Genomic DNA, 22,499 nt, shown 5'->3' on the forward strand with positions numbered 1-22,499 from the left:
GGCGTAAACACCATTTTTCGGGCACAATGCACGCCGCTTTTGCCTGGCGCAGTTGCACCGGGCCATTCATTGGATACCGAGGGCTTTACTGCATGTCGAAAGAAGACAGCTTCGAAATGGAAGGCACTGTCGTCGACACCCTGCCCAACACCATGTTTCGTGTGGAGTTGGAAAATGGGCACGTCGTAACCGCGCATATTTCCGGCAAGATGCGCAAGAACTACATTCGTATTCTTACCGGTGACAAAGTGCGCGTCGAGCTGACGCCCTATGACTTGAGCAAAGGGCGGATCACTTACCGCGCTCGTTAATCAAGTCAATACAGAACGCCCGGTTTATGCCGGGCGTTTTTGTATCTGCGCTTTATTGGTTTGTGTGTATATCCGTTTTTTCGGGTGCGGCCGCTGGCGGTTTCGCTCTTACAGCGAGTCACCTTTTCCAAACGCCGAAAAGGTAACCCAAAAGGCTTTGCCCCTGGCGTACGGCACTTCGCCTAGGCTCAGTGTTCCCTCGCTACGGTGTCCATCCGGGGGCATCGCCTACGGTTTGCTTCGCTGCACCTCCTCTCGATGTATGCGGCTACGCCGCACGGCGCTGCGCGCCTACCCCCGGATGAACACCTACGCTCGGCCTGCCGATGGGGCAAAAGATCAAAAGCCAAAGCAAGATCAAGAGCCCCTCACCCTAGCCCTCTCCCGGAGGGAGAGGGGACTGACGGTGGTGTTTGGGAGAGTTACGCCGACGTGCGATACCGCGTTGAACTCAGGCTGTGAAAAGCCCACACATCGACCCCCTCTCCCTCGGGAGAGGGCTGGGGTGAGGGGAAGCACCACCACAAATCCAAAGCCGACCACGCCCCGCTCTTCACCACTCAATAGGCCGAGTGTTAGCTCGCCTGCTCTTGTTCTTGATCCATGGGCGACGTCGGAAGGCTGAGCGGAGGGATTGATCCGGGCGTGGGAGCGCAGCGACCGTTTGGCGAAGCCAAACACAGCGGAAGGAGGTGCAGCGAAGCAAACCGGAGCCGCTGCGCCCGGATCGATCCCGCAGCGAAGGAACCCGAGCCTGCGAGGGCCGAACGCAGGAGCTAGCGTTTTTTGCTTACTTTTTTAGGCGCTTGTAAAAAAGTAAGTCGCCGTAAGGGCGAAACCCTAAGCAGCCGTAACCGCAGCAACGGATATTCACCCAAAACCCCCAAACGACAAACAGCAAAAAGGCGCCCGAAGGCGCCTTTAGCTTTATCAACAGCCAACAGCCGTCAGGCCATTTCCGCAGTAGTTTCGAAGTCGAACGTCAACTCCCCGTCCTTGATGTCGATGTGCACCACACCGCCATGCTCGGCCAGTTCGCCAAACAGAATCTCCTCCGCCAGCGGACGCTTGATCTTGTCCTGGATCAGACGCGCCATTGGACGCGCGCCCATCGCCGAGTCATAACCACCCGCCGCCAGCCAACTACGCGCAGCATCAGTAACCTCAAGCAACACACGCTTGTCTTCCAGCTGCGCCTGAAGCTCGGTGAGGAACTTGTCCACCACGCTCTTGATGACCTCATGGCTGAGGCGACCAAACTGGATAATGGTGTCCAAACGGTTACGGAATTCCGGCGTGAAGCTCTTCTTGATCACTTCCATCGCATCAGACGAGTGGTCCTGATGGGTGAAACCGATCGAAGCCCGCGCGGCCGTTTCGGCGCCGGCGTTGGTGGTCATGATCACGATCACATTGCGGAAGTCTGCCTTGCGCCCGTTGTTATCAGTCAGCGTACCGTGATCCATGACCTGCAAGAGCAGGTTGAAGACTTCCGGATGCGCCTTCTCGATCTCATCGAGCAGCAATACGCAATGTGGCTGCTTGGTGATCGCTTCGGTCAACAGACCGCCCTGATCGAAACCAACATAGCCTGGAGGTGCACCGATCAGACGCGATACGGTGTGACGCTCCATGTACTCGGACATGTCGAAGCGAACCAGTTCAATCCCCAAAGCCTTGGCCAGTTGCCGCGCTGCCTCGGTTTTACCGACACCGGTAGGCCCTGCGAACAGGAACGAACCAACTGGCTTGTCAGGCGACTTGAGCCCGGCGCGGGACAGCTTGATCGCGGTCGACAGCGAGTCGATCGCAGCGTCCTGACCAAACACCGTCAGTTTCAGGTCACGTTCAAGATTACGCAGCAGTTCCTTGTCGGAACTGGTGACGTGCTTCGGCGGAATCCGCGCGATTTTCGCAACGATGTCCTCGACCTGTGGCACTTCGATACGCTTGACGCGCATCTCCACCGGCTGCAGACGCTGGTAGGCGCCCGCCTCGTCGATGACGTCGATGGCCTTGTCCGGCATGTGCCGGTCATTGATGTAGCGCGACGCCAGTTCCGCAGCGGCACGCAACGACTCATCGCTGTACTCGATGTTGTGATGCTGCTCGAAACGTCCTTTCAGGCCGCGCAGGATACCGATGGTGTCTTCCACCGACGGCTCGACGACATCGACCTTCTGGAAGCGGCGCGCCAGGGCGCGGTCCTTCTCGAAGATGCCACGGAATTCCTGGAACGTGGTCGAACCGATGCAGCGAATGTCGCCAGACGACAGCAGCGGCTTGAGCAGGTTGGAAGCATCCATCACGCCACCGGAGGCAGCACCCGCACCGATGATGGTGTGGATCTCGTCGATGAACAGGATCGCCTGCGGACGTTTTTTCAGTTCATTGAGCAGCGCCTTGAAGCGCTTCTCGAAATCACCGCGATACTTGGTGCCCGCGAGCAGAGCGCCAAGATCGAGCGAATAAACAACCGCATTGGCCAGCAGATCCGGCACCTGGTTGTCGACGATGCGCTTGGCCAGGCCTTCGGCAATCGCGGTTTTACCAACGCCTGCCTCGCCGACCAGCAGCGGGTTGTTCTTGCGCCGACGCGCGAGAATCTGCGCGACACGCTCGACTTCCGATTCACGGCCGACCAGCGGATCGATGCGACCCTGGCGCGCGAGTTCGTTGAGGTTGCTGGCATAAGCATCCAGAGGATTGCCTGAAGAAGAAGACTCACCGCCCTCGTCGTCCTGCATATCTTGTTCACCTTCAGAGTGATCGCCGTGCCCCGGTACTTTGGAGATGCCGTGGGCGATGTAGTTGACGACATCGATGCGCGCAACGCTCTGCTGCTTCAGCAGGAACACTGCCTGACTCTCTTGCTCACTGAAGATGGCGACCAGCACATTGGCGCCGGTCACTTCGCGTTTGCCCGAGCTCTGTACGTGAAAAACAGCACGCTGCAGGACACGCTGGAAGCCCAGGGTTGGCTGGGTTTCGCGATCCTCGTCATGCACGGGGATCAATGGCGTGGTGGAGTCGATGAACTCCTGCAGATCATGCTTGAGTTTGTCGAGGTTTGCGCCGCAGGCACGCAAAACGGTGGCGGCAGCCTCATTATCCAATAGGGCCAGCAGGAGATGTTCGACAGTCATGAACTCATGACGTTTCGAACGAGCCTCCTTGAAGGCTAGATTGAGGGTGACTTCGAGCTCGCGGTTTAACATAGCTTCACCTCATACCCAAGTGGTCGGCGATTAACCGTCCTTCTCGATTTCACAGAGTAGCGGATGCTGGCTTTCCCTGGCGTACTGGTTGACCTGCATGGCCTTTGTCTCGGCGATGTCGCGGGTAAACACTCCACATACTGCCCGGCCTTCTGTATGGACGGCCAGCATGACCTTGGTCGCCAGCTCGCGATTCAGGTTAAAAAACACCTCGAGCACTTCGACGACGAAATCCATCGGTGTGTAGTCATCGTTGAACAAAACCACCTTGTACATCGGCGGCGCCTGTAACGCGGGCTTTGCTTCCTGAACAGCAACGCCTGCCGAATCGTCGTCGTGCTCCTGTGGAAGATCCTTTTGGAGAAGCGGGCGATCCTGATTGAATGTTAGTCGAATCTGGCTGATTGCATGCATGGAAAAAAAGGTTCGTCAGTTGTGCGAATACAGTGGTGGGGGCGGTTGCACACGTTTTCAACTACGACTGCCCGGTCACCTTGACTATCGGGAAAACGGTGTTACAACCAATAGAGCCCACAGTGGGTAAAAAAGATCCGCGGAGTCAATTCTTTTATCGAATTCGATTGCGGATGTCGTGGATGATACTCCAGCGATGGAGTCTGTTGCAGAGGGATTTGAGCATGGCTGTCGGCAAGGTGAAATGGTTCAACAATGCCAAGGGGTTCGGCTTTATCAATACCGACGCCCGGGAAGGTCGCGATGAGGATGGCAAGGACATTGATTTCTTCGCCCACTACTCGGCCATTCTAATGGACGGGTACAAGACGCTGAAAGCGGGCCAGTCAGTGAAATTCGACATCGTGCAAGGTCCGAAGGGACTGCATGCGGTAGCCATTGAGTCCGTAATCATCGAACCATCCACCGCTTCTGAAAGTGCCGCTGTCGGCGCAGCTGCCGCTGCCGCAACTGCCAAAGCGATGAGCTGACTGATTCCGGCCTGAATACGCTTAGAAAAAAAACCGCCTGACTCAACCCATCGAGTCAGGCGGTTTTCATGTGCCTGTAACTTTTACATATGCGAAATCAACGCATCCCCGAACCCCGAAGACGAAACCAGCTTGGCCCCATCCATCAAACGCTCGAAATCATAAGTAACAGTCTTCGCGCCGATCGCACCGTTGGTGCCCTTGATGATCAGGTCCGCCGCTTCAGTCCAGCCCATGTGACGCAACATCATCTCGGCCGAGAGGATCAGCGAGCCCGGGTTGACCTGATCCTTGCCGGCATACTTCGGCGCGGTACCGTGGGTCGCCTCGAACATCGCCACGGTGTCCGACAGGTTGGCGCCCGGCGCAATGCCGATACCACCCACTTCCGCGGCCAGGGCGTCAGACAGATAGTCACCGTTGAGGTTAAGCGTAGCGATCACATCGTATTCGGCCGGGCGCAGCAGGATCTGCTGGAGCATGGCGTCGGCGATGGCGTCCTTGACCACAACGTTCTTGCCGGTTTTCGGGTTCTTGAACTGCATCCACGGGCCGCCATCGAGCAGGGTCGCGCCGAACTCTTCCGCCGCTACCTCGTAGGCCCATTCCTTGAAGGCACCTTCGGTGAACTTCATGATGTTGCCTTTGTGCACGATCGTCAGCGAGTCGCGGTCATTGTCGACCACGTATTGCAGGGCCTTGCGCGCCAGGCGCTTGGTGCCTTCGCGGGATACAGGCTTGACGCCGATGCCGCAGTTTTCGTCGAAACGGATCTTGGTGACGCCCATTTCTTCTTTAAGGAATTTGATGACCTTGGTGGCTTCCGGCGAACCGGCCTTCCATTCGATACCGGCGTAAATGTCTTCGGAGTTTTCGCGGAAGATGGTCATGTCGACATCGCCAGGCTTTTTCACCGGGCTTGGCACGCCTTCGAACCAGCGCACCGGGCGCAGGCAGACGTACAGGTCGAGCTGCTGACGCAGGGCCACGTTCAGCGAGCGGATACCGCCACCGACCGGAGTGGTCAGCGGGCCTTTGATGGAGACCACGTAATCCTTGACGGCGTCGAGGGTTTCCTGCGGCAGCCAGGTGTCCTGATCGTAAACCTGGGTAGCTTTTTCGCCGGCGTAGACTTCCATCCAGGAAATCTTGCGCTTGCCGCCGTAGGCCTTTTCAACAGCAGCATCGACAACCTTGATCATCACCGGACTGATGTCGACACCAATACCGTCACCTTCGATGAAGGGAATGATCGGGTTATCAGGAACATTGAGAGAATGGTCTGCATTGACGGTGATTTTGTCGCCGACGGCTGGAACCTGAATCTTCTTGTAACCCATGCTGAACTCCATTGTTTGGATTGAACACCTGGCTTGCTTCGAGCGTAACCCAGTTGAATCAACACGCAAACCCTATGTTCCGGCGCCGCGCACATCTCGTTTCGTACAAGCCTGAAAGCAAAGGGAAAAGCGCCAAACTCCAGCATTCGTAACGAGTCTTTGCCCGATGCTGCCCTGCGACCTTTAGACCAATGGACGAGAATCGTTGCATATGAACCATCGGCAGATTGCCAGCTACCTATGTATAATGCCGCCCGCTGACCACAGGGTCACGACGGCTGGCCTCTCTAGCACGAGACTTTCCGCCTGATTGGTCGGGTTGTTACCGCAGCCTGACTGCTTGACGCTCTACTGATGCACCCAACATCACCGCGAAGAATCTCGACATTCGGTTCATGGATGACTTTGAACGAACGCGCTTACCCGGCGCCCCTCGAGTTTCTGCGCACGCTTTAGCAAAGAAGAGAGAGTTAATCCGAATATGCCCACCCGCTCGAAGATCATCTATACCTTCACCGACGAAGCTCCTGCCCTCGCCACCTATTCCCTGCTGCCGATCATCGAGGCTTACACCGCCTCGGCCGATATCGCCGTGGAAACCCGCGATATCTCTCTTGCAGCACGCATTCTGGCAAGCTTCCCCGAGCAACTGGGCGACAAAGCCGTAGCCGACCACCTCGCTGAACTGGGCGACCTGGCCGTTACGCCTGAAGCCAACATCATCAAGCTGCCGAACATCAGTGCTTCGGTGCCACAGCTGCAAGCCGCGATCAAAGAGTTGCAGGCACAGGGCTACAACCTGCCGGATTACCCGGAAACCGTGACCAGCGACGCCGACAAAGACGCCAAGGCGCGTTACGACAAGGTCAAGGGCAGCGCCGTGAACCCGGTTCTGCGTGAAGGCAACTCCGACCGCCGCGCTCCGCTGTCGGTGAAGAACTATGCGCGCAAGCACCCGCACAAAATGGGCGCCTGGGCCAAAGACTCCAAGTCCCACGTCGCTCACATGAGCACCGGCGATTTCTACGGCAGCGAAAAAGCTGTCCTGATCGACGCCGCTGACGCTGTGAAGATCGAACTGATCGCCAAGGACGGTACCGCTTCCGTTCTGAAAGAAAAAACCACCGTTCAGGCTGGCGAGATCCTCGACTGCGCCGTGATGAGCAAAAACGCCCTGCGTGCGTTCATCGCTGCCGAGATCGAAAGCGCCAAGGCCCAGGGCGTGCTGCTCTCGGTGCACTTGAAAGCGACCATGATGAAGGTCTCGGACCCGATCATGTTCGGCCAGATCGTTGCCGAGTTCTATAAAGACGCACTGACCAAGCACGCTGACGTGCTGAACCAGATCGGCTTCAATCTGAACAACGGCATCGGCGATCTGTACGCGCGCATCAAGGCCCTGCCGGCCGAGCAGCAAGCGCAGATCGAAGCCGATATCGCAGCGGTCTATGCCGATCGTCCGTCGCTGGCGATGGTCAACTCCGACAAAGGCATCACCAACCTGCACGTGCCGAGCGACGTCATCGTCGACGCCTCGATGCCGGCGATGATCCGTGACTCCGGCAAGATGTGGGGCACCGACGGTCAGCTGCACGACACCAAGGCTGTGATCCCGGATCGTTGCTACGCGACCATCTACCAGGCCGTGATCGAAGACTGCAAAGCCAATGGCGCTTTCGATCCGACCACCATGGGCAGCGTGCCGAACGTCGGTCTGATGGCGAAGAAAGCCGAAGAGTACGGCTCCCACGACAAGACCTTCCAGATCAAGGCTGACGGCATCGTTCGCGTCACCGACAGCAAAGGCAAGCTGCTGATGGAACAGGCTGTCGAAGCCGGCGACATCTTCCGCATGTGCCAGACCAAGGACGCGCCGATCCAGGACTGGGTCAAACTGGCCGTCAACCGTGCTCGCGCAAGCAGCACGCCAGCGATCTTCTGGCTCGACCCGATGCGCGCTCATGATGGCGTGGTGATCGAGAAGGTTCAGGCGTACCTGAAGGATCACGACACCAGCGGCCTGGACATCCAGATCATGGCCCCGGTCGATGCGATGAAGTACACCCTGCAGCGCACCCGCGAAGGCAAGGACACCATTTCGGTGACCGGTAACGTACTGCGCGACTACCTGACCGACCTGTTCCCGATCATGGAGCTGGGCACCAGCGCCAAGATGCTGTCGATCGTGCCGCTGATGAACGGCGGTGGTCTGTTCGAAACCGGCGCCGGCGGCTCGGCTCCGAAGCACGTGCAGCAACTGGTTGAAGAGAACTTCCTGCGCTGGGATTCGCTGGGTGAGTTCCTCGCCCTCGCCGCTTCCCTTGAGCACCTGGGCGTGAACTACAACAACCCGAAAGCGCTGGTGCTGTCGAAAACCCTGGACCAGGCCACCGGCCAGTTCCTCGACAACAACAAGTCGCCATCGCGCAAAGTCGGCAACATCGACAACCGCGGCAGCCACTTCTACCTGGCGATGTACTGGGCTCAGGCCCTGGCCGCCCAGACTGAAGACGCTGCACTGCAAGCGCAGTTCGCGACCCTGGCCAAAACCTTGACCGAGAACGAAGCGACCATCGTTGCCGAGCTCAACGCCGTTCAGGGCAAGCCAGTCGACATCGGTGGTTACTACCACGCCGACGCCGAGCTGATCAGCAAGGCCATGCGCCCAAGCGCAACCTTCAACGCCGCGATCGCTGCGCTGGTTTAAGGTTGTAATGCGTTAAACAAACCCCGGCCTTGTGCCGGGGTTTGTGTTTTCAGAATGCACGCAATTCCCTTGTGGGAGCGAGCTTGCTCGCGAATGCGGTTTATCATTCAAGGTCTTCATTGACTGACCCACCGCTTTCGCGAGCAAGCTCGCTCCCACAGTGTTCTCATTACATTCTCAGAATTGAGGAAAATTTATGGAATGGCTCCCCCACATCACCGTCGCTACCGTCGTCGAGGACAACGGTCGCTTCCTGATGGTCGAAGAACACAAAGGCGGCCGTAACGTGCTCAACCAGCCCGCCGGCCATCTCGATCCGGATGAAACCCTGATCGACGCGGCCATTCGCGAAACCCTTGAAGAAACCGGTTGGGACGTTGAACCCACCGGGGTGATCGGCATTTATCTGTACACCGCCCCGAGCAACGGCGTGACCTATCAGCGCGTGTGCTTCAGCGCCAAAGCCGTCCAGCACCATCCGGATTACCAGCTCGACGACGGCATTCTCGGGGCCAAGTGGCTGACCCGCGACGAATTAATCGCCCAGCGCGACCACTGGCGCAGCGAGCTGATCATCCGTTGCATCGACGATTATCTGGCGGGCAATCACTTCGGCCTCGAACTGATCCGCCCTTCTCTTTAGCCTTGCGGCCGCGAGCCTGATAGAATCGCGCCCTTTTCCAAGACACTCATTGAATTCCTATGCGTGATCCAGCCCCTTCTGACACATCCAAGAAGCGCGTCATTGTCGGCATGTCCGGCGGCGTGGACTCTTCCGTTTCCGCCCTTCTGCTGATCGAGCAGGGTTATGAAGTGGAAGGCCTGTTCATGAAGAACTGGGAAGAAGACGACGGAACGGAATACTGCACCGCCATGGACGATCTGGCGGATGCGCAGGCTGTCTGCGACAAGATTGGCATCAAGCTGCACACCGCCAACTTTGCCGCCGAGTACTGGGACAACGTGTTCGAGCACTTCCTCGCCGAATACAAGGCCGGCCGTACGCCGAACCCGGACATCCTGTGTAACCGCGAGATCAAGTTCAAAGCGTTCCTCGACTACGCGATGATGCTCGGCGCCGACCTGATCGCCACCGGCCACTACGTGCGCCGCCGCGATATCGATGGCCGCACCGAGCTGCTCAAAGGGCTCGATCCGAACAAGGATCAGAGCTACTTCCTGCACGCCGTCGGCGGCGAGCAGATTGCCAAGACCCTGTTCCCCGTCGGCGAACTGGAAAAGCCTGAAGTCCGCGCGATTGCCGAGAAGTACGAACTGGCCACCGCCAAGAAGAAGGATTCCACCGGGATCTGCTTCATCGGCGAGCGCCGTTTCAGCGATTTCCTCAAGCAATACCTGCCGGCACAACCGGGCGAGATCAAAACCACCGAAGGCGAAGTCATCGGCCGTCATCACGGCTTGATGTACCACACCATCGGCCAGCGTCAGGGCCTCGGCATCGGCGGTTTGAAGGACGCCGGTGACGAGCCGTGGTACGTGCTGCGCAAGGACCTGGACACCAACGAGCTGATCGTCGGCCAGGGCAACAACCATCCGTGGCTGTTCTCCAGCGCCCTGCTCGCTTCGGAAATCTACTGGGTCAACCCGATCGACCTGAGCCAGCCGCTGCGCCTGACGGCGAAAGTGCGTTATCGCCAGAGCGATCAGGCCTGCATCCTGGAAAAAACCGCCAGCGGCTACCGCGCCGTGTTCGACGAGCCGCAACGCGCGGTGACGCCGGGCCAGTCGGTGGTGTTCTATGACGGCGAAATCTGCCTTGGTGGCGGTGTGATCGAAGTGGCCGAGCCGTGGAGCGGCCAGGCATGAGCCCGACTCAGGAGCAATTGACGGCGCTGGGCGGCGTGTTTCTCGCCGCCGTGCTGGTGGATCGCATCGCCAAGACCGGCCAGACCAACGAAGCGGGCCTGAGCTGCATGCTCGGCAGCCTGCTGGTGCGTGATCCGAAAGATACGCTGGATGTGTACGGCGGCGACGACATCAATCTGCGTGAGGGTTACCGCGCGCTGATTGGCGCCCTCGAGCGCGATCCGAGCACCTTGCAGCGCGAGCCACTGCGCTATGCCCTGTCGATGCTCGGTCTTGAGCGGCAACTGGCCAAGCGTGACGACATGCTTGAGACGATTGCCAAACGCCTGCCGCAGATTCAGTCGCAGGTGGAGCATTTCGGCCCGGCCCACGAAAACGTCGTGGCCGCTTGCGGTGCGTTGTACCAGGACACTTTGAGCACTCTGCGCCAGCGCATTCAGGTGCACGGCGACATGCGCAACCTGCAGCAGCCGAGCAACGCCTCGAAGATCCGCGCCCTGCTCCTCGCCGGTATCCGCTCGGCGCGCCTGTGGCGACAGCTCGGCGGCCATCGCTGGCAGTTGGTGATCAGCCGCCGCAAGCTGCTCAAGGAGCTTTATCCGTTGATGCGCAGCGAATAAACGCCGCGTCATGAAGGCTTTGTAGTCTGTAACGCGTAATACGCCGGTCAGTTGGCGACGGACCGGCGGATTTTTTCATGTATGATACGCGCCCCATTTCGTTGCCCGACTGTCCGAGAACACCCCATGCAGCTCTCTTCGCTCACTGCGGTTTCCCCTGTTGACGGCCGCTACGCCGGCAAAACCCAGGCCCTGCGCCCGATTTTCAGCGAGTACGGCCTGATCCGTGCCCGAGTTCTGGTTGAAGTGCGCTGGCTCCAGCGCCTGGGCGCCCACGCTGGCATCCCTGAAGTGCCAGCCTTCTCCGCCGAGGCCAACGCCGTTCTCAACGAACTGGCGGAAAACTTCTCGCTGGAGCACGCCGAGCGCGTCAAAGAGATCGAGCGCACCACCAACCACGACGTCAAAGCAATCGAATACCTGCTCAAAGAGCAGGCAGCCAAGCTGCCGGAGCTGGCCAAGGTCAGCGAATTCATCCACTTTGCCTGCACCAGCGAAGACATCAACAACCTGTCCCACGCGCTGATGCTGCGCGAAGGCCGTGACGACGTAATGCTGCCGCTGATGCGCCAGACCGCCAACGCTATCCGCGAACTGGCCATCCGTTTCGCCGACGTGCCGATGCTGTCGCGCACCCACGGCCAGCCGGCTTCGCCAACCACTTTGGGTAAAGAGCTGGCCAACGTGGTTTACCGTCTCGAGCGCCAGATCGCTCAGGTCGCTGCCGTGCCACTGCTGGGCAAGATCAACGGCGCCGTCGGCAACTACAATGCGCACCTCTCGGCCTACCCGCAGATCGATTGGGAAGCCAACGCCCGCGCCTTCATCGAAGACGAGCTGGGCCTGGGCTTCAACCCGTACACCACGCAGATCGAACCGCACGACTACATTGCCGAGCTGTTCGACGCGATCGCGCGCTTCAACACCATCCTGATCGACTTCGACCGTGACATCTGGGGCTACATCTCCCTGGGCTATTTCAAGCAGCGCACCATCGCTGGCGAAATCGGTTCGTCGACCATGCCGCACAAGGTCAACCCGATCGACTTCGAAAACTCCGAAGGCAACCTGGGTATCGCCAACGCACTGTTCCAGCACCTGGCGAGCAAACTGCCGATCTCCCGCTGGCAGCGCGACCTGACCGACTCCACCGTCCTGCGCAACCTCGGTGTCGGCTTCGCCCACAGCGTGATCGCTTACGAAGCCAGCCTCAAAGGCATCAGCAAACTCGAACTCAACGAGCAGAAGATTGCCGCTGACCTCGATGCTTGCTGGGAAGTATTGGCCGAGCCGATCCAGACCGTGATGCGTCGCTACAACATCGAAAACCCGTACGAAAAGCTGAAAGAACTGACCCGTGGCAAGGGCATCAGCCCTGAAGCGTTGCAGACTTTCATCGATGGCCTGGACATGCCAGCCGAAGCCAAAGCCGAGCTCAAGCAACTGACCCCGGCCAACTACATCGGCAACGCTGTGGCACAAGCCAAACGCATCTGATCGACCGTTTGCTCCGTTTGAGACGCCCGGCCGCGCCGGGCGTTTTTATTCCCGTCTGAAAAGTGCTTTTTTTCAATAGGTTACATATGAATTCCGATATTCCTCTTCAACTTCTGGGCGGCCTCACAGCACGCGAATTCCTGCGTGACTACTGGCAGAAAAAACCGCTGCTGATCCGTCAGGCGATTCCTGACTTCGAAAGCCCGATCGACGCCGACGAACTGGCCGGCCTGGCCCTGGAAGAAGAAGTCGAATCGCGCCTGGTCATCGAGCACGGCGAGCGTCCGTGGGAACTGCGTCGCGGCCCGTTCGCCGAAGACGAGTTCAGCAAACTGCCGGAAAAAGAGTGGACCCTGCTGGTGCAGGCGGTTGACCAGTTCGTGCCGGAAGTCAGCGAGCTGCTGGAAAACTTCCGCTTCCTGCCGAGCTGGCGAGTCGACGACGTGATGATCAGCTTCGCCGCACCGGGTGGCAGCGTCGGCCCGCACTTCGACAACTACGATGTGTTCCTGCTGCAGGGCCACGGCAAGCGCAACTGGAAAATCGGCCAGATGTGCGACTCCGAGAGTCCGCTGCTGCAGCACGCCGACCTGCGCATCCTCGCTGAATTCCACGAGACTGAAGAGTGGGTGCTGGAGCCGGGCGACATGCTTTACCTGCCGCCGCGTCTCGCCCATTGCGGCGTCGCGGTCGACAACTGCATGACCTATTCGGTCGGCTTCCGCGCCCCAAGCGCCGCTGAAGTGCTGACCCACTTCACCGACTTCCTCAGCCAGTTCCTGACCGACGAAGAGCGCTACACCGATGCCGACGCCAAGCCGGCGGTCGACCCGCACCAGATTCAACACGACGCGCTGGATCGCCTGAAAAGCCTGCTCGCCGAGCACATGAGCGATGAGCGTCTGCTGCTGACCTGGTTCGGCCAGTACATGACTGAGCCGCGTTATCCGGAACTGGTGGTCGGACCGGAAGACGTCGAAGAAGAAGACTTCCTCGCCGCCCTGCAGGACGGTGCTGTGCTGATCCGCAACCCGAGCGCGCGCCTGGCCTGGTCGGAAGTCGATGACGATCTGCTGCTGTTCGCCAGCGGCCAGAGCCGTTACCTGCCGGGCAAGCTGCGCGAACTGCTGAAGCTGATCTGCGCCGCTGACGCCCTGCACGCCGATAACCTCGGCGAATGGCTGAGCGATGAAGACGGCCGCAGCCTGCTCTGCGAACTGGTCAAGCAAGGAAGCCTGGGGTTCGCCGATGAATAAAATTCGCGTTCGTGTCGCAGACTGGCAGAAGGATATCGCCGAGATCCGGCGCATTCGTGAAACGGTGTTCATCGCCGAACAATCAGTGCCACCCGAGCTTGAGTGGGACGCGGATGACGCGACCGCCGTGCATTTTCTGGCGTTCGAAGGCGACTTCCCGATCGGCACGGCGCGACTGTTGCCCGATGGGCATATCGGTCGGGTTTCGGTACTCAAAGACTGGCGCGGAATGAAGGTCGGTGACGCGCTGATGCAAGCCGTCATCGCCGAAGCCGAAGCCCGCGGTCTGAAGCAACAGAAGCTCAGCGCTCAGGTGCAAGCCACAGCGTTTTATGAACGCCTGGGCTTCAGCCTGGTCAGTGAGGAATTCCTGGAAGCCGGGATTCCGCATGTCGACATGGTTCGGCATTCGGCCTGATACCGAGGCGCGGCCTTCGCGAGCAGGCTCGCTCCCACAGTAGATCTGCGGTGGACACATATTTTGTGTCAGAAAGAGATCCAGTGTGGGAGCGAGCCTGCTCGCGAAAAGGCCCTTGAGAACACCACTAACCGCCCCGGCATTCAACGATGTCGGGGCGTTTTGCTGTCTACGATTCAACTTGCCCCACCCCGGGCCGACAAACTGGCAATATCAAGCCTTTCGAACGCGGAGATAACGGACATGTCCCTACGCACCCTGCTCACCACCCTGCTGCTCGGCTGCAGTTTTTCGGTGCTGGCAGCCACAGAAATCGTCCCTCTCAAATACCACACCAGCGCCGACATGCTGCCGGTGGCGCAGGACTTCATCGGCCAGGACGGTCAGGTCAGCGCTTACGGCAACCAACTGATCGTCAAGGCCGAGCCGGGCAAGATTCAGGAGTTGAAGGATCTGCTGGCGCAACTCGACACCGCGCCCAAGCGCTTGCTGATCACCGTCGACACCAACGAAAACAATGGGCGTGGCGACGAAGGCTACTCGGTCAATGGCGCCCAGCCGAACCAGACCCGGATCATCAGTCGCAGCACCACCAGCCGCAACGGCGGCGTCCAGCAAGTGCAGACCAGTGAAGGCACTCCGGCGCTGATCCAGGTCGGCCAGAGTGTGCCGATCACCAACACCCAGAGCGATTCCTACGGCGGTTACAGCAGCGAGACCCAATACCGCAACGTCACCCAGGGTTTCTACGTCACCGCCAGCGTCACCGGCGAGACCGTTCATCTGGCAATCAGTACCAACCGTGACCAGATGAGCCAGGAACGTCCCGATGTAGTGAACGTTCAGAGTACCGACACAACCGTCACCGGACGCCTCGGTGAGTGGATCACCCTCGCCGGCGTCAACAGCCAGACTCAGGCCGATAAACAGGGCCTGACCCGCAGCTACTCGACTCAAGGCCGGGATGACATGACCTTGCGGGTCAAAGTCGACACGCTGGACTAAAGCACCGAAAACTGACTGATTAGTCGTATCAGACTAAAGATGTAGTGCTTGAAAAAAAGCACTACAAAACGTTTGACGGGGTAAAAAAGCGAAGGCATGATGGCCTCGCTCCCGCTAATCAGAGGCCCTGGCAAGGGCCTTCGAAGCGCCGTTCGCACCTACCCCGCGAACCGTTTCGTGTCTGTACCGCCCACAAGGTGTGTTTGACGAGGTTGCCGACTGGAACGAAGTTGTCCCGAGGGACGGAAGCGTATTTAGGTAACCCGGCTTCACACTGTTGTCCGTATAGAGGCCCACGACGCCCGCATGCGCCCCGCAGTCCGCCACTACCTGCTCACTTCCCCTCGAGCCCATCGTTCATCCCGTCGCCTACCCCGCCGAATCCGACTTGACCACCTAAGCTTCTGGTCAGCGAGCGCAGGAATTTTCCACCGCAGAACAACTTTTCATAAAAGACGCGACGAGGTTTATCTCCATGGCACTGACACGCGAACAGCAAATTGCAGCCCTCGAAAAAGACTGGGCCGAGAACCCGCGCTGGAAAGGCGTGACTCGCACTTACTCCGCTGCCGACGTGGTCCGCCTGCGTGGCTCGGTTCAGCCTGAGCACACCTTCGCGAAGATGGGCGCCGAGAAGCTGTGGAACCTGGTCACCCAGGGTGCCAAGCCGTCCTTCCGTCCAGAGAAAGATTTCGTCAACTGCATGGGCGCCCTGACCGGCGGCCAGGCTGTTCAGCAGGTTAAAGCCGGTATCCAGGCGATCTACCTGTCCGGCTGGCAGGTGGCTGCGGACAACAACTCCGCCGAATCGATGTACCCGGACCAGTCGCTGTACCCGGTGGACTCGGTGCCAACCGTGGTCAAGCGCATCAACAACTCGTTCCGTCGTGCTGACCAGATCCAGTGGAAAGCCGGCAAGAACCCGGGCGATGAAGGCTACATCGACTACTTCGCGCCAATCGTGGCCGACGCTGAAGCTGGCTTCGGCGGCGTACTCAACGCCTACGAGTTGATGAAGAGCATGATCGAAGCAGGCGCCGCTGGCGTTCACTTCGAAGACCAATTGGCTTCGGTAAAGAAATGCGGCCACATGGGCGGCAAGGTTCTGGTGCCAACCCAGGAAGCCGTACAGAAGCTGACCGCTGCCCGTCTGGCGGCTGACGTTGCCGGTACGCCGACGATCATTCTGGCCCGCACCGACGCCAACGCGGCTGACCTGCTGACCTCCGACTGCGACCCGTACGATCAGCCATTCGTGACCGGCGAGCGTACTCAGGAAGGTTTCTACAAGGTACGTGCCGGCCTGGACCAAGCGATCGCCCGTGGCCTGGCTTACGCGCCGTACGCCGACCTGATCTGGTGCGAAACCGCCAAGCCGGATCTGGAAGAAGCCCGTCGCTTCGCTGAAGCGATCAAGAAGGAATACCCGGACCAGCTGCTGTCGTACAACTGCTCGCCTTCCTTCAACTGGAAGAAGAACCTGGACGACGCGACCATCGCCAAGTTCCAGCGCGAACTGTCCGCCATGGGCTACAAGCACCAGTTCATCACCCTGGCCGGCATTCACAACATGTGGCACAGCATGTTCAACCTGGCGCACGACTACGCCCGCAACGACATGACTGCCTACGTGAAGCTGCAAGAGCAGGAATTCGCTGACGCCGCCAAAGGCTACACCTTTGTGGCGCACCAGCAGGAAGTGGGCACCGGCTACTTCGACGACATGACCACCGTGATCCAGGGCGGCTCCTCCTCGGTGACCGCGCTGACCGGTTCGACCGAAGAAGAACAGTTCCACTGATAGCGCTTCGCTGAGCAAACGGCCTTTGCGGATCGAATAAAAGCTAACCGCAGAGCCGCAAAACTGACGCCCCGACTGGATCGGGGCGTTTTTTTTGCCTGGGGAAATCGATTCGCGCAGTGTAGGAGCTGCCGAAGGCTGCGATCTTTTGATCTTGCCCTTCAAAAGCAAAATCAAAAGATCGCAGCCTTCGGCAGCTCCTACAGGGGATCTGTGGCGTGGGCGTGAAACATTGATCTGAAGCGGTACAAGCGTCAGAAATTTCCGCTAAAACCGTAGGCCTCGCTACTTGCAGTAACGCGCAAGTATGACAACTTCCCAACCACCCACTCGTTAAACAGTTACAAAACCACCGCAAACGATATCAATTATCATTCAGCGGCAACTATGTTCGTTACAAACCCTACAAAACATAATTGATGGAAACCCGGCTAATGCCCGCAACGCATGGGCCGCAGGGCTATGAGCAAGCGCTATGTCCTTAATCCGGTAAATAATTTCGCCTTTGGAATTTTACTTGCCGGGTGTTTAGCCATAAAATCAGCCCGATTGATTGCTGCGACATATCGTCACTGCCTTATTTCTTTATCAAGCTCAGAGACCTTTGCTCTCTGTTAAGGATTACCAGCATGCCCGAAGCGACAGGACTCATGGCCCACAACTGGGGCTTTGCCATTTTCCTTCTGGGTGTCGTCGGCCTGTGTGCCTTCATGCTTGGCGTCTCCAGCCTCCTCGGGTCAAAAGCCTGGGGTCGCAGCAAAAACGAACCGTTCGAGTCGGGCATGCTACCTACCGGTGGCGCCCGCCTGCGGCTCTCAGCCAAATTCTATCTGGTCGCGATGCTCTTCGTGATCTTCGATATCGAAGCCCTCTTTCTCTTTGCATGGTCTGTGTCCGTCCGCGAAAGCGGCTGGACCGGATTCGTCGAAGCTCTCGTTTTCATAGCAATTCTGTTGGCAGGTCTTGTCTACCTGTTCCGAGTGGGCGCCCTTGACTGGGCTCCGGAAGCTCGTCGCAAGCGGCAGGCGAAGCTGAAACAATGAGGCTTTGGCAATGCAATACAATCTCACCAGGATCGACCCCGATGCTCCTAACGAGCAGTATCCGATTGGCCAGCGGGAAACCGTTGCCGATCCGTTAGAAGATCAAGTCCACAAAAACATTTTCATGGGCAAGCTGGAAGACGTGCTGAGTGGCGCGGTCAACTGGGGACGTAAAAACTCCCTGTGGCCGTACAACTTCGGCCTGTCGTGCTGCTACGTGGAAATGACCACCGCCTTCACGGCGCCCCACGACATCGCGCGCTTTGGCGCCGAAGTGATCCGGGCCTCGCCGCGTCAGGCCGACTTCATGGTTATCGCCGGTACCTGCTTCATCAAGATGGCGCCGATCATTCAGCGTCTCTACGAGCAAATGCTCGAACCGAAATGGGTTATCTCCATGGGTTCGTGCGCCAACTCCGGCGGCATGTACGACATCTACTCCGTGGTTCAAGGGGTAGACAAGTTCCTGCCCGTAGACGTCTACGTACCTGGCTGCCCGCCCCGTCCGGAAGCATTTCTGCAAGGCTTGATGCTGTTGCAGGAATCGATTGGACAGGAGCGTCGTCCGCTTTCCTGGGTCGTTGGTGATCAAGGCGTCTATCGCGCCGACATGCCTTCGCAGAAGGAACAGCGCCGCGAACAGCGAATCGCAGTCACCAATCTGCGCAGCCCTGACGAAGTCTGATCCAGTTCTGTTCCAAGTAACGAGAAGCTGGCTTCATTCTTTACGTTGACCGAAAGCGAAAAAATAACCATGACTACAGGCAGTGCTCTGTACATCCCGCCTTACAAGGCAGACGACCAGGATGTGGTCGTCGAACTGAACAACCGTTTTGGCGCCGAAGCGTTCACCGCGCAGGCAACCCGCACCGGCATGCCGGTGCTGTGGGTGGCCCGCGCCAGACTGGTTGAAGTCCTGACTTTCCTGCGCAACCTGCCCAAGCCGTACGTCATGCTCTATGACCTGCACGGCGTGGACGAGCGTCTGCGCACCAAGCGTCAAGGGCTGCCAACCGGCGCCGATTTCACCGTGTTCTATCACCTCATGTCGCTGGAGCGTAATAGTGACGTGATGATCAAGGTGGCCTTGTCCGAAGGCGACCTCAGCATGCCTTCCGTCACCAGCATCTGGCCGAACGCCAACTGGTACGAGCGCGAAGTCTGGGACATGTTCGGCATCGACTTCAAAGGCCACCCGCACCTGTCGCGCATCATGATGCCGCCGACCTGGGAAGGTCACCCGCTGCGCAAGGACTTCCCGGCGCGCGCCACCGAATTCGATCCGTACAGCCTCAACCTCGCCAAGCAGCAGCTTGAAGAGGAAGCCGCGCGTTTCCGTCCCGAAGACTGGGGCATGAAGCGTTCCGGTGCCAACGAGGACTACATGTTCCTCAACCTCGGCCCGAACCACCCTTCAGCGCACGGTGCGTTCCGCATCATTCTGCAGCTGGACGGCGAAGAGATCGTCGACTGCGTCCCGGACATCGGTTACCACCACCGTGGCGCCGAGAAGATGGGCGAACGTCAGTCCTGGCACAGCTACATTCCGTACACCGACCGTATCGACTACCTCGGCGGCGTGATGAACAACCTGCCGTACGTGCTCTCGGTCGAGAAGCTCGCCGGCATCAAGGTGCCGCAGAAGGTCGACGTCATCCGCATCATGATGGCCGAGTTCTTCCGGATCACCAGTCACCTGCTGTTCCTGGGTACCTACATCCAGGACGTCGGCGCCATGACGCCGGTGTTCTTCACTTTCACCGACCGCCAGAAGGCGTACACGGTGATCGAGGCGATTACCGGTTTCCGTCTGCACCCGGCCTGGTACCGCATCGGTGGCGTCGCCCACGATCTGCCGCGTGGTTGGGAAAAACTGGTCAAGGATTTCGTCGAGTGGATGCCCAAGCGTCTGGACGAATACACCAAGGCCGCCCTGCAGAACAGCATTCTCAAGGGCCGTACCGTCGGCGTCGCTGCCTACAACACCAAAGAGGCCCTGGAATGGGGCGTCACCGGTGCCGGCCTGCGTTCGACCGGTTGCGATTTCGACCTGCGTAAAGCGCGTCCGTACTCGGGCTACGAGAACTTCGAATTCGAAGTGCCGCTGGCCGTCAACGGCGATGCCTACGACCGCTGCATGGTCCGCGTCGAAGAGATGCGCCAGAGCATCAAGATCATCGATCAATGCATGCGCAACATGCCGGAAGGCCCGTACAAGGCGGATCACCCGCTGACCACGCCGCCGCCGAAAGAGCGCACCCTGCAGCACATCGAAACCCTGATCACGCACTTCCTGCAGGTTTCGTGGGGTCCGGTCATGCCGGCCAACGAATCCTTCCAGATGATCGAAGCGACCAAGGGTATCAACAGTTATTACCTGACGAGCGACGGCGGCACCATGAGCTACCGTACCCGGATCCGTACTCCGAGCTTCCCGCACCTGCAGCAGATCCCTTCGGTGATCAAAGGCAGCATGGTCGCGGACTTGATTGCGTACCTGGGTAGTATCGACTTCGTTATGGCCGACGTGGACCGCTAAGCATGAACAGCACGCTTATCCAGACAGACCGTTTCACCTTGAGTGAAACCGAGCGCTCGGCCATCGAGCACGAGCTGCATCACTACGAAGACCCGCGCGCGGCGTCGATCGAAGCCCTGAAGATCGTTCAGAAGGAACGCGGCTGGGTGCCGGACGGCGCCCTGTACGCGATCGGCGAGATCCTCGGCATCCCCGCCAGCGACGTTGAAGGCGTGGCGACGTTCTACAGCCAGATCTTCCGTCAGCCGGTCGGCCGCCACATCATTCGCGTCTGCGACAGCATGGTCTGCTACATCGGCGGCCACGAGTCGGTGGTCAGCGAAATCCAGAACAATCTGGGCATCGGCCTGGGTCAGACCACCGCCGACGGTCGTTTCACCCTGCTGCCTGTCTGCTGCCTCGGCAACTGCGACAAGGCACCGGCGCTGATGATCGACGACGACACCTTTGGCGACGTCCAGCCTGCCGGCGTGGCCAAACTGCTCGAGGGCTACGTATGACCCTGACATCTTTTGGTCCAGCCAACCGCATCCAGCGCTCGGCCGAGACACACCCGCTGACCTGGCGTCTGCGTGATGACGGCGAAGCCGTGTGGCTCGACGAGTACCAGGCCAAGAACGGTTACGCCGCTGCGCGCAAAGCCTTCGCCGACATGGATCAGGACGCTATCGTCCAGACCGTCAAAGACGCCGGCCTCAAGGGTCGCGGCGGCGCCGGCTTCCCCACTGGCGTGAAGTGGGGCCTGATGCCCAAGGACGAATCCATCAACATCCGCTACCTGCTGTGCAACGCGGATGAAATGGAGCCGAACACCTGGAAAGACCGCATGCTGATGGAGCAACTGCCCCATCTGCTGATCGAAGGTATGTTGATCAGTGCCCGCGCGCTGAAAACCTACCGTGGCTACATCTTCCTGCGCGGCGAATACACCACCGCCGCCAAGCACCTCAACCGTGCCGTGGAAGAAGCCAAGGCGGCCGGCCTGCTGGGCAAGAACATTCTCGGTTCGGGTTTCGATTTCGAGCTGTTCGTCCACACCGGCGCCGGGCGTTACATCTGCGGTGAAGAAACCGCACTGATCAACTCCCTCGAAGGCCGCCGCGCCAACCCGCGCTCCAAGCCGCCCTTCCCTGCCGCCGTCGGCGTGTGGGGCAAGCCGACCTGTGTGAACAACGTCGAAACCCTGTGCAACGTGCCGGCGATCATTGCCGACGGCGTTGACTGGTACAAATCGTTGGCCCGCGAAGGCTCCGAAGATATGGGCACCAAGCTCATGGGCTTCTCCGGCAAGGTCAAGAACCCGGGCCTGTGGGAACTGCCATTCGGCGTCACCGGTCGTGAACTGTTCGAAGATTACGCCGGCGGCATGCGCGACGGCTTCAAGCTCAAGGCCTGGCAACCAGGGGGTGCCGGTACCGGTTTCCTCCTGCCGGAGCACCTCGACGCACAAATGTATGCCGGCGGCATCGCCAAGGTCGGCACCCGGATGGGTACCGGTCTGGCGATGGCGGTGGATGACAGCGTCAACATGGTCTCGCTGCTGCGCAATATGGAGCAGTTCTTCGCACGCGAATCCTGCGGTTTCTGCACCCCGTGCCGTGATGGTCTGCCATGGAGCGTCAAGCTCCTGATGGCCATCGAACAGGGCAAGGGCCAGCCGGGCGATATCGAGACCCTGCTGGGTCTGGTCGGTTTCCTCGGCCCGGGCAAGACCTTCTGTGCTCACGCACCGGGTGCCGTGGAGCCGTTGGGCAGCGCCATCAAATACTTCCGTCCAGAGTTCGAAGCCGGTATCGCGCCTGTCAGCGCCGCCGTCCCGCCTCTGGCAAGGCCGATCGTAGTCGGCGCGTAAACGCTTAAAAAGGCGAAGGGTCCGTGCCCTTCGCCTTTCGTCCGATGACGCCCTTCGGGGCTGTTTGGATTCGGACGCATAACAAGATTCCATTAGCCACGCCCGCTGACACCGGGCCAAC

19 protein-coding genes are annotated in these 22,499 nt (G+C 59.2%); 16 read left to right on the forward strand and 3 right to left on the reverse strand.

The genetic code is table 11. The features are described 5' to 3' along the window. The first annotated feature begins 92 nt into the window (after positions 1-92). Positions 93-311, forward strand: coding sequence for a translation initiation factor IF-1 (gene infA / locus AC0Z4S_RS12065; protein WP_002553999.1), 219 nt, complete (start codon positions 93-95; stop codon positions 309-311). A gap of 947 nt (positions 312-1,258) precedes the next feature. On the opposite strand, the gene clpA is transcribed toward infA, so the two are convergent. Next, a complete protein-coding gene (gene clpA, locus AC0Z4S_RS12070) occupies positions 1,259-3,529 on the reverse strand; it encodes an ATP-dependent Clp protease ATP-binding subunit ClpA (protein ID WP_016775266.1) in 2,271 nt (756 codons plus the stop codon). A 30-nt stretch (positions 3,530-3,559) separates the two neighbouring features. Further along, positions 3,560-3,943 carry an ATP-dependent Clp protease adapter ClpS gene (gene clpS / locus AC0Z4S_RS12075; protein ID WP_011334948.1) on the reverse strand — a complete coding sequence of 128 codons (384 nt, stop codon included), beginning with the start codon at positions 3,941-3,943 and terminating at the stop codon, positions 3,560-3,562. Between the two features lie 224 nt (positions 3,944-4,167). On the opposite strand from clpS, the gene AC0Z4S_RS12080 reads away from it, so the two are divergent. Continuing rightward, positions 4,168-4,473 (forward strand): cold shock domain-containing protein, encoded by a 306-nt coding sequence (locus tag AC0Z4S_RS12080; RefSeq protein WP_485623160.1) that lies wholly within the window; start codon positions 4,168-4,170, stop codon positions 4,471-4,473. 83 nt (positions 4,474-4,556) lie between these two features. Here AC0Z4S_RS12080 and icd read toward each other — a convergent pair whose 3' ends face one another. Further along, complete coding sequence (icd, locus tag AC0Z4S_RS12085) at positions 4,557-5,813, reverse strand: NADP-dependent isocitrate dehydrogenase (RefSeq protein WP_024013414.1); 1,257 nt, start codon at positions 5,811-5,813, stop codon at positions 4,557-4,559. A gap of 481 nt (positions 5,814-6,294) precedes the next feature. Here icd and AC0Z4S_RS12090 point away from each other — a divergent pair, with 481 nt between their 5' ends. From AC0Z4S_RS12090 to nuoF, 14 genes are all read left to right on the forward strand, one after another. Continuing rightward, positions 6,295-8,520, forward strand: a complete 2,226-nt coding sequence (locus AC0Z4S_RS12090; RefSeq protein ID WP_485623162.1) for an NADP-dependent isocitrate dehydrogenase — start codon at positions 6,295-6,297, stop codon at positions 8,518-8,520. Positions 8,521-8,716: 196 nt separating this feature from the next. Continuing rightward, a complete protein-coding gene (locus AC0Z4S_RS12095; protein ID WP_253503281.1) occupies positions 8,717-9,163 on the forward strand; it encodes an NUDIX hydrolase in 447 nt (148 codons plus the stop codon). A gap of 59 nt (positions 9,164-9,222) precedes the next feature. Then, positions 9,223-10,347, forward strand: a complete 1,125-nt coding sequence (gene mnmA / locus AC0Z4S_RS12100; RefSeq protein WP_485623163.1) for a tRNA 2-thiouridine(34) synthase MnmA — start codon at positions 9,223-9,225, stop codon at positions 10,345-10,347. After that, positions 10,344-10,967 (forward strand): high frequency lysogenization protein HflD, encoded by a 624-nt coding sequence (gene hflD / locus AC0Z4S_RS12105; RefSeq protein WP_039763308.1) that lies wholly within the window; start codon positions 10,344-10,346, stop codon positions 10,965-10,967. The genes mnmA and hflD overlap by 4 nt, the downstream gene beginning before the upstream one ends. Before the next feature lie 126 nt (positions 10,968-11,093). Beyond that, the gene (gene purB, locus AC0Z4S_RS12110) at positions 11,094-12,464 is read left to right on the forward strand and encodes an adenylosuccinate lyase (protein ID WP_485623164.1); all 1,371 of its coding nucleotides are present in this window, start codon (positions 11,094-11,096) and stop codon (positions 12,462-12,464) included. Between the two features lie 86 nt (positions 12,465-12,550). Beyond that, the gene (locus AC0Z4S_RS12115; protein WP_016775274.1) at positions 12,551-13,720 is read left to right on the forward strand and encodes a ribosomal protein uL16 3-hydroxylase; all 1,170 of its coding nucleotides are present in this window, start codon (positions 12,551-12,553) and stop codon (positions 13,718-13,720) included. Continuing rightward, complete coding sequence (locus tag AC0Z4S_RS12120) at positions 13,713-14,138, forward strand: GNAT family N-acetyltransferase (protein ID WP_016775275.1); 426 nt, start codon at positions 13,713-13,715, stop codon at positions 14,136-14,138. The genes AC0Z4S_RS12115 and AC0Z4S_RS12120 overlap by 8 nt, the downstream gene beginning before the upstream one ends. Before the next feature lie 243 nt (positions 14,139-14,381). After that, entirely contained in the window at positions 14,382-15,143 is a 762-nt protein-coding gene (locus tag AC0Z4S_RS12125; RefSeq protein WP_485623165.1) for a secretin N-terminal domain-containing protein, read from the forward strand. Between the two features lie 475 nt (positions 15,144-15,618). Then, a complete protein-coding gene (gene aceA, locus AC0Z4S_RS12130; RefSeq protein ID WP_003223815.1) occupies positions 15,619-16,944 on the forward strand; it encodes an isocitrate lyase in 1,326 nt (441 codons plus the stop codon). Positions 16,945-17,573: 629 nt separating this feature from the next. After that, a complete protein-coding gene (locus AC0Z4S_RS12135) occupies positions 17,574-17,987 on the forward strand; it encodes an NADH-quinone oxidoreductase subunit A (RefSeq protein ID WP_003223812.1) in 414 nt (137 codons plus the stop codon). 10 nt (positions 17,988-17,997) lie between these two features. Next, positions 17,998-18,672, forward strand: coding sequence for a NuoB/complex I 20 kDa subunit family protein (locus AC0Z4S_RS12140; RefSeq protein WP_016775278.1), 675 nt, complete (start codon positions 17,998-18,000; stop codon positions 18,670-18,672). 69 nt (positions 18,673-18,741) lie between these two features. Continuing rightward, positions 18,742-20,526 carry an NADH-quinone oxidoreductase subunit C/D gene (gene nuoC, locus AC0Z4S_RS12145; RefSeq protein WP_042609213.1) on the forward strand — a complete coding sequence of 595 codons (1,785 nt, stop codon included), beginning with the start codon at positions 18,742-18,744 and terminating at the stop codon, positions 20,524-20,526. 2 nt (positions 20,527-20,528) lie between these two features. Next, positions 20,529-21,026: an NADH-quinone oxidoreductase subunit NuoE gene (nuoE, locus tag AC0Z4S_RS12150; protein ID WP_003223804.1), complete on the forward strand. Its 498-nt coding sequence runs from the start codon at positions 20,529-20,531 to the stop codon at positions 21,024-21,026. Beyond that, positions 21,023-22,378, forward strand: coding sequence for an NADH-quinone oxidoreductase subunit NuoF (gene nuoF, locus AC0Z4S_RS12155; protein WP_064363636.1), 1,356 nt, complete (start codon positions 21,023-21,025; stop codon positions 22,376-22,378). The genes nuoE and nuoF overlap by 4 nt, the downstream gene beginning before the upstream one ends. Positions 22,379-22,499: the final 121 nt, after the last annotated feature.

It is taken from the genome of Pseudomonas sp. 1L-B-1-E-C1, from assembly GCF_057291835.1.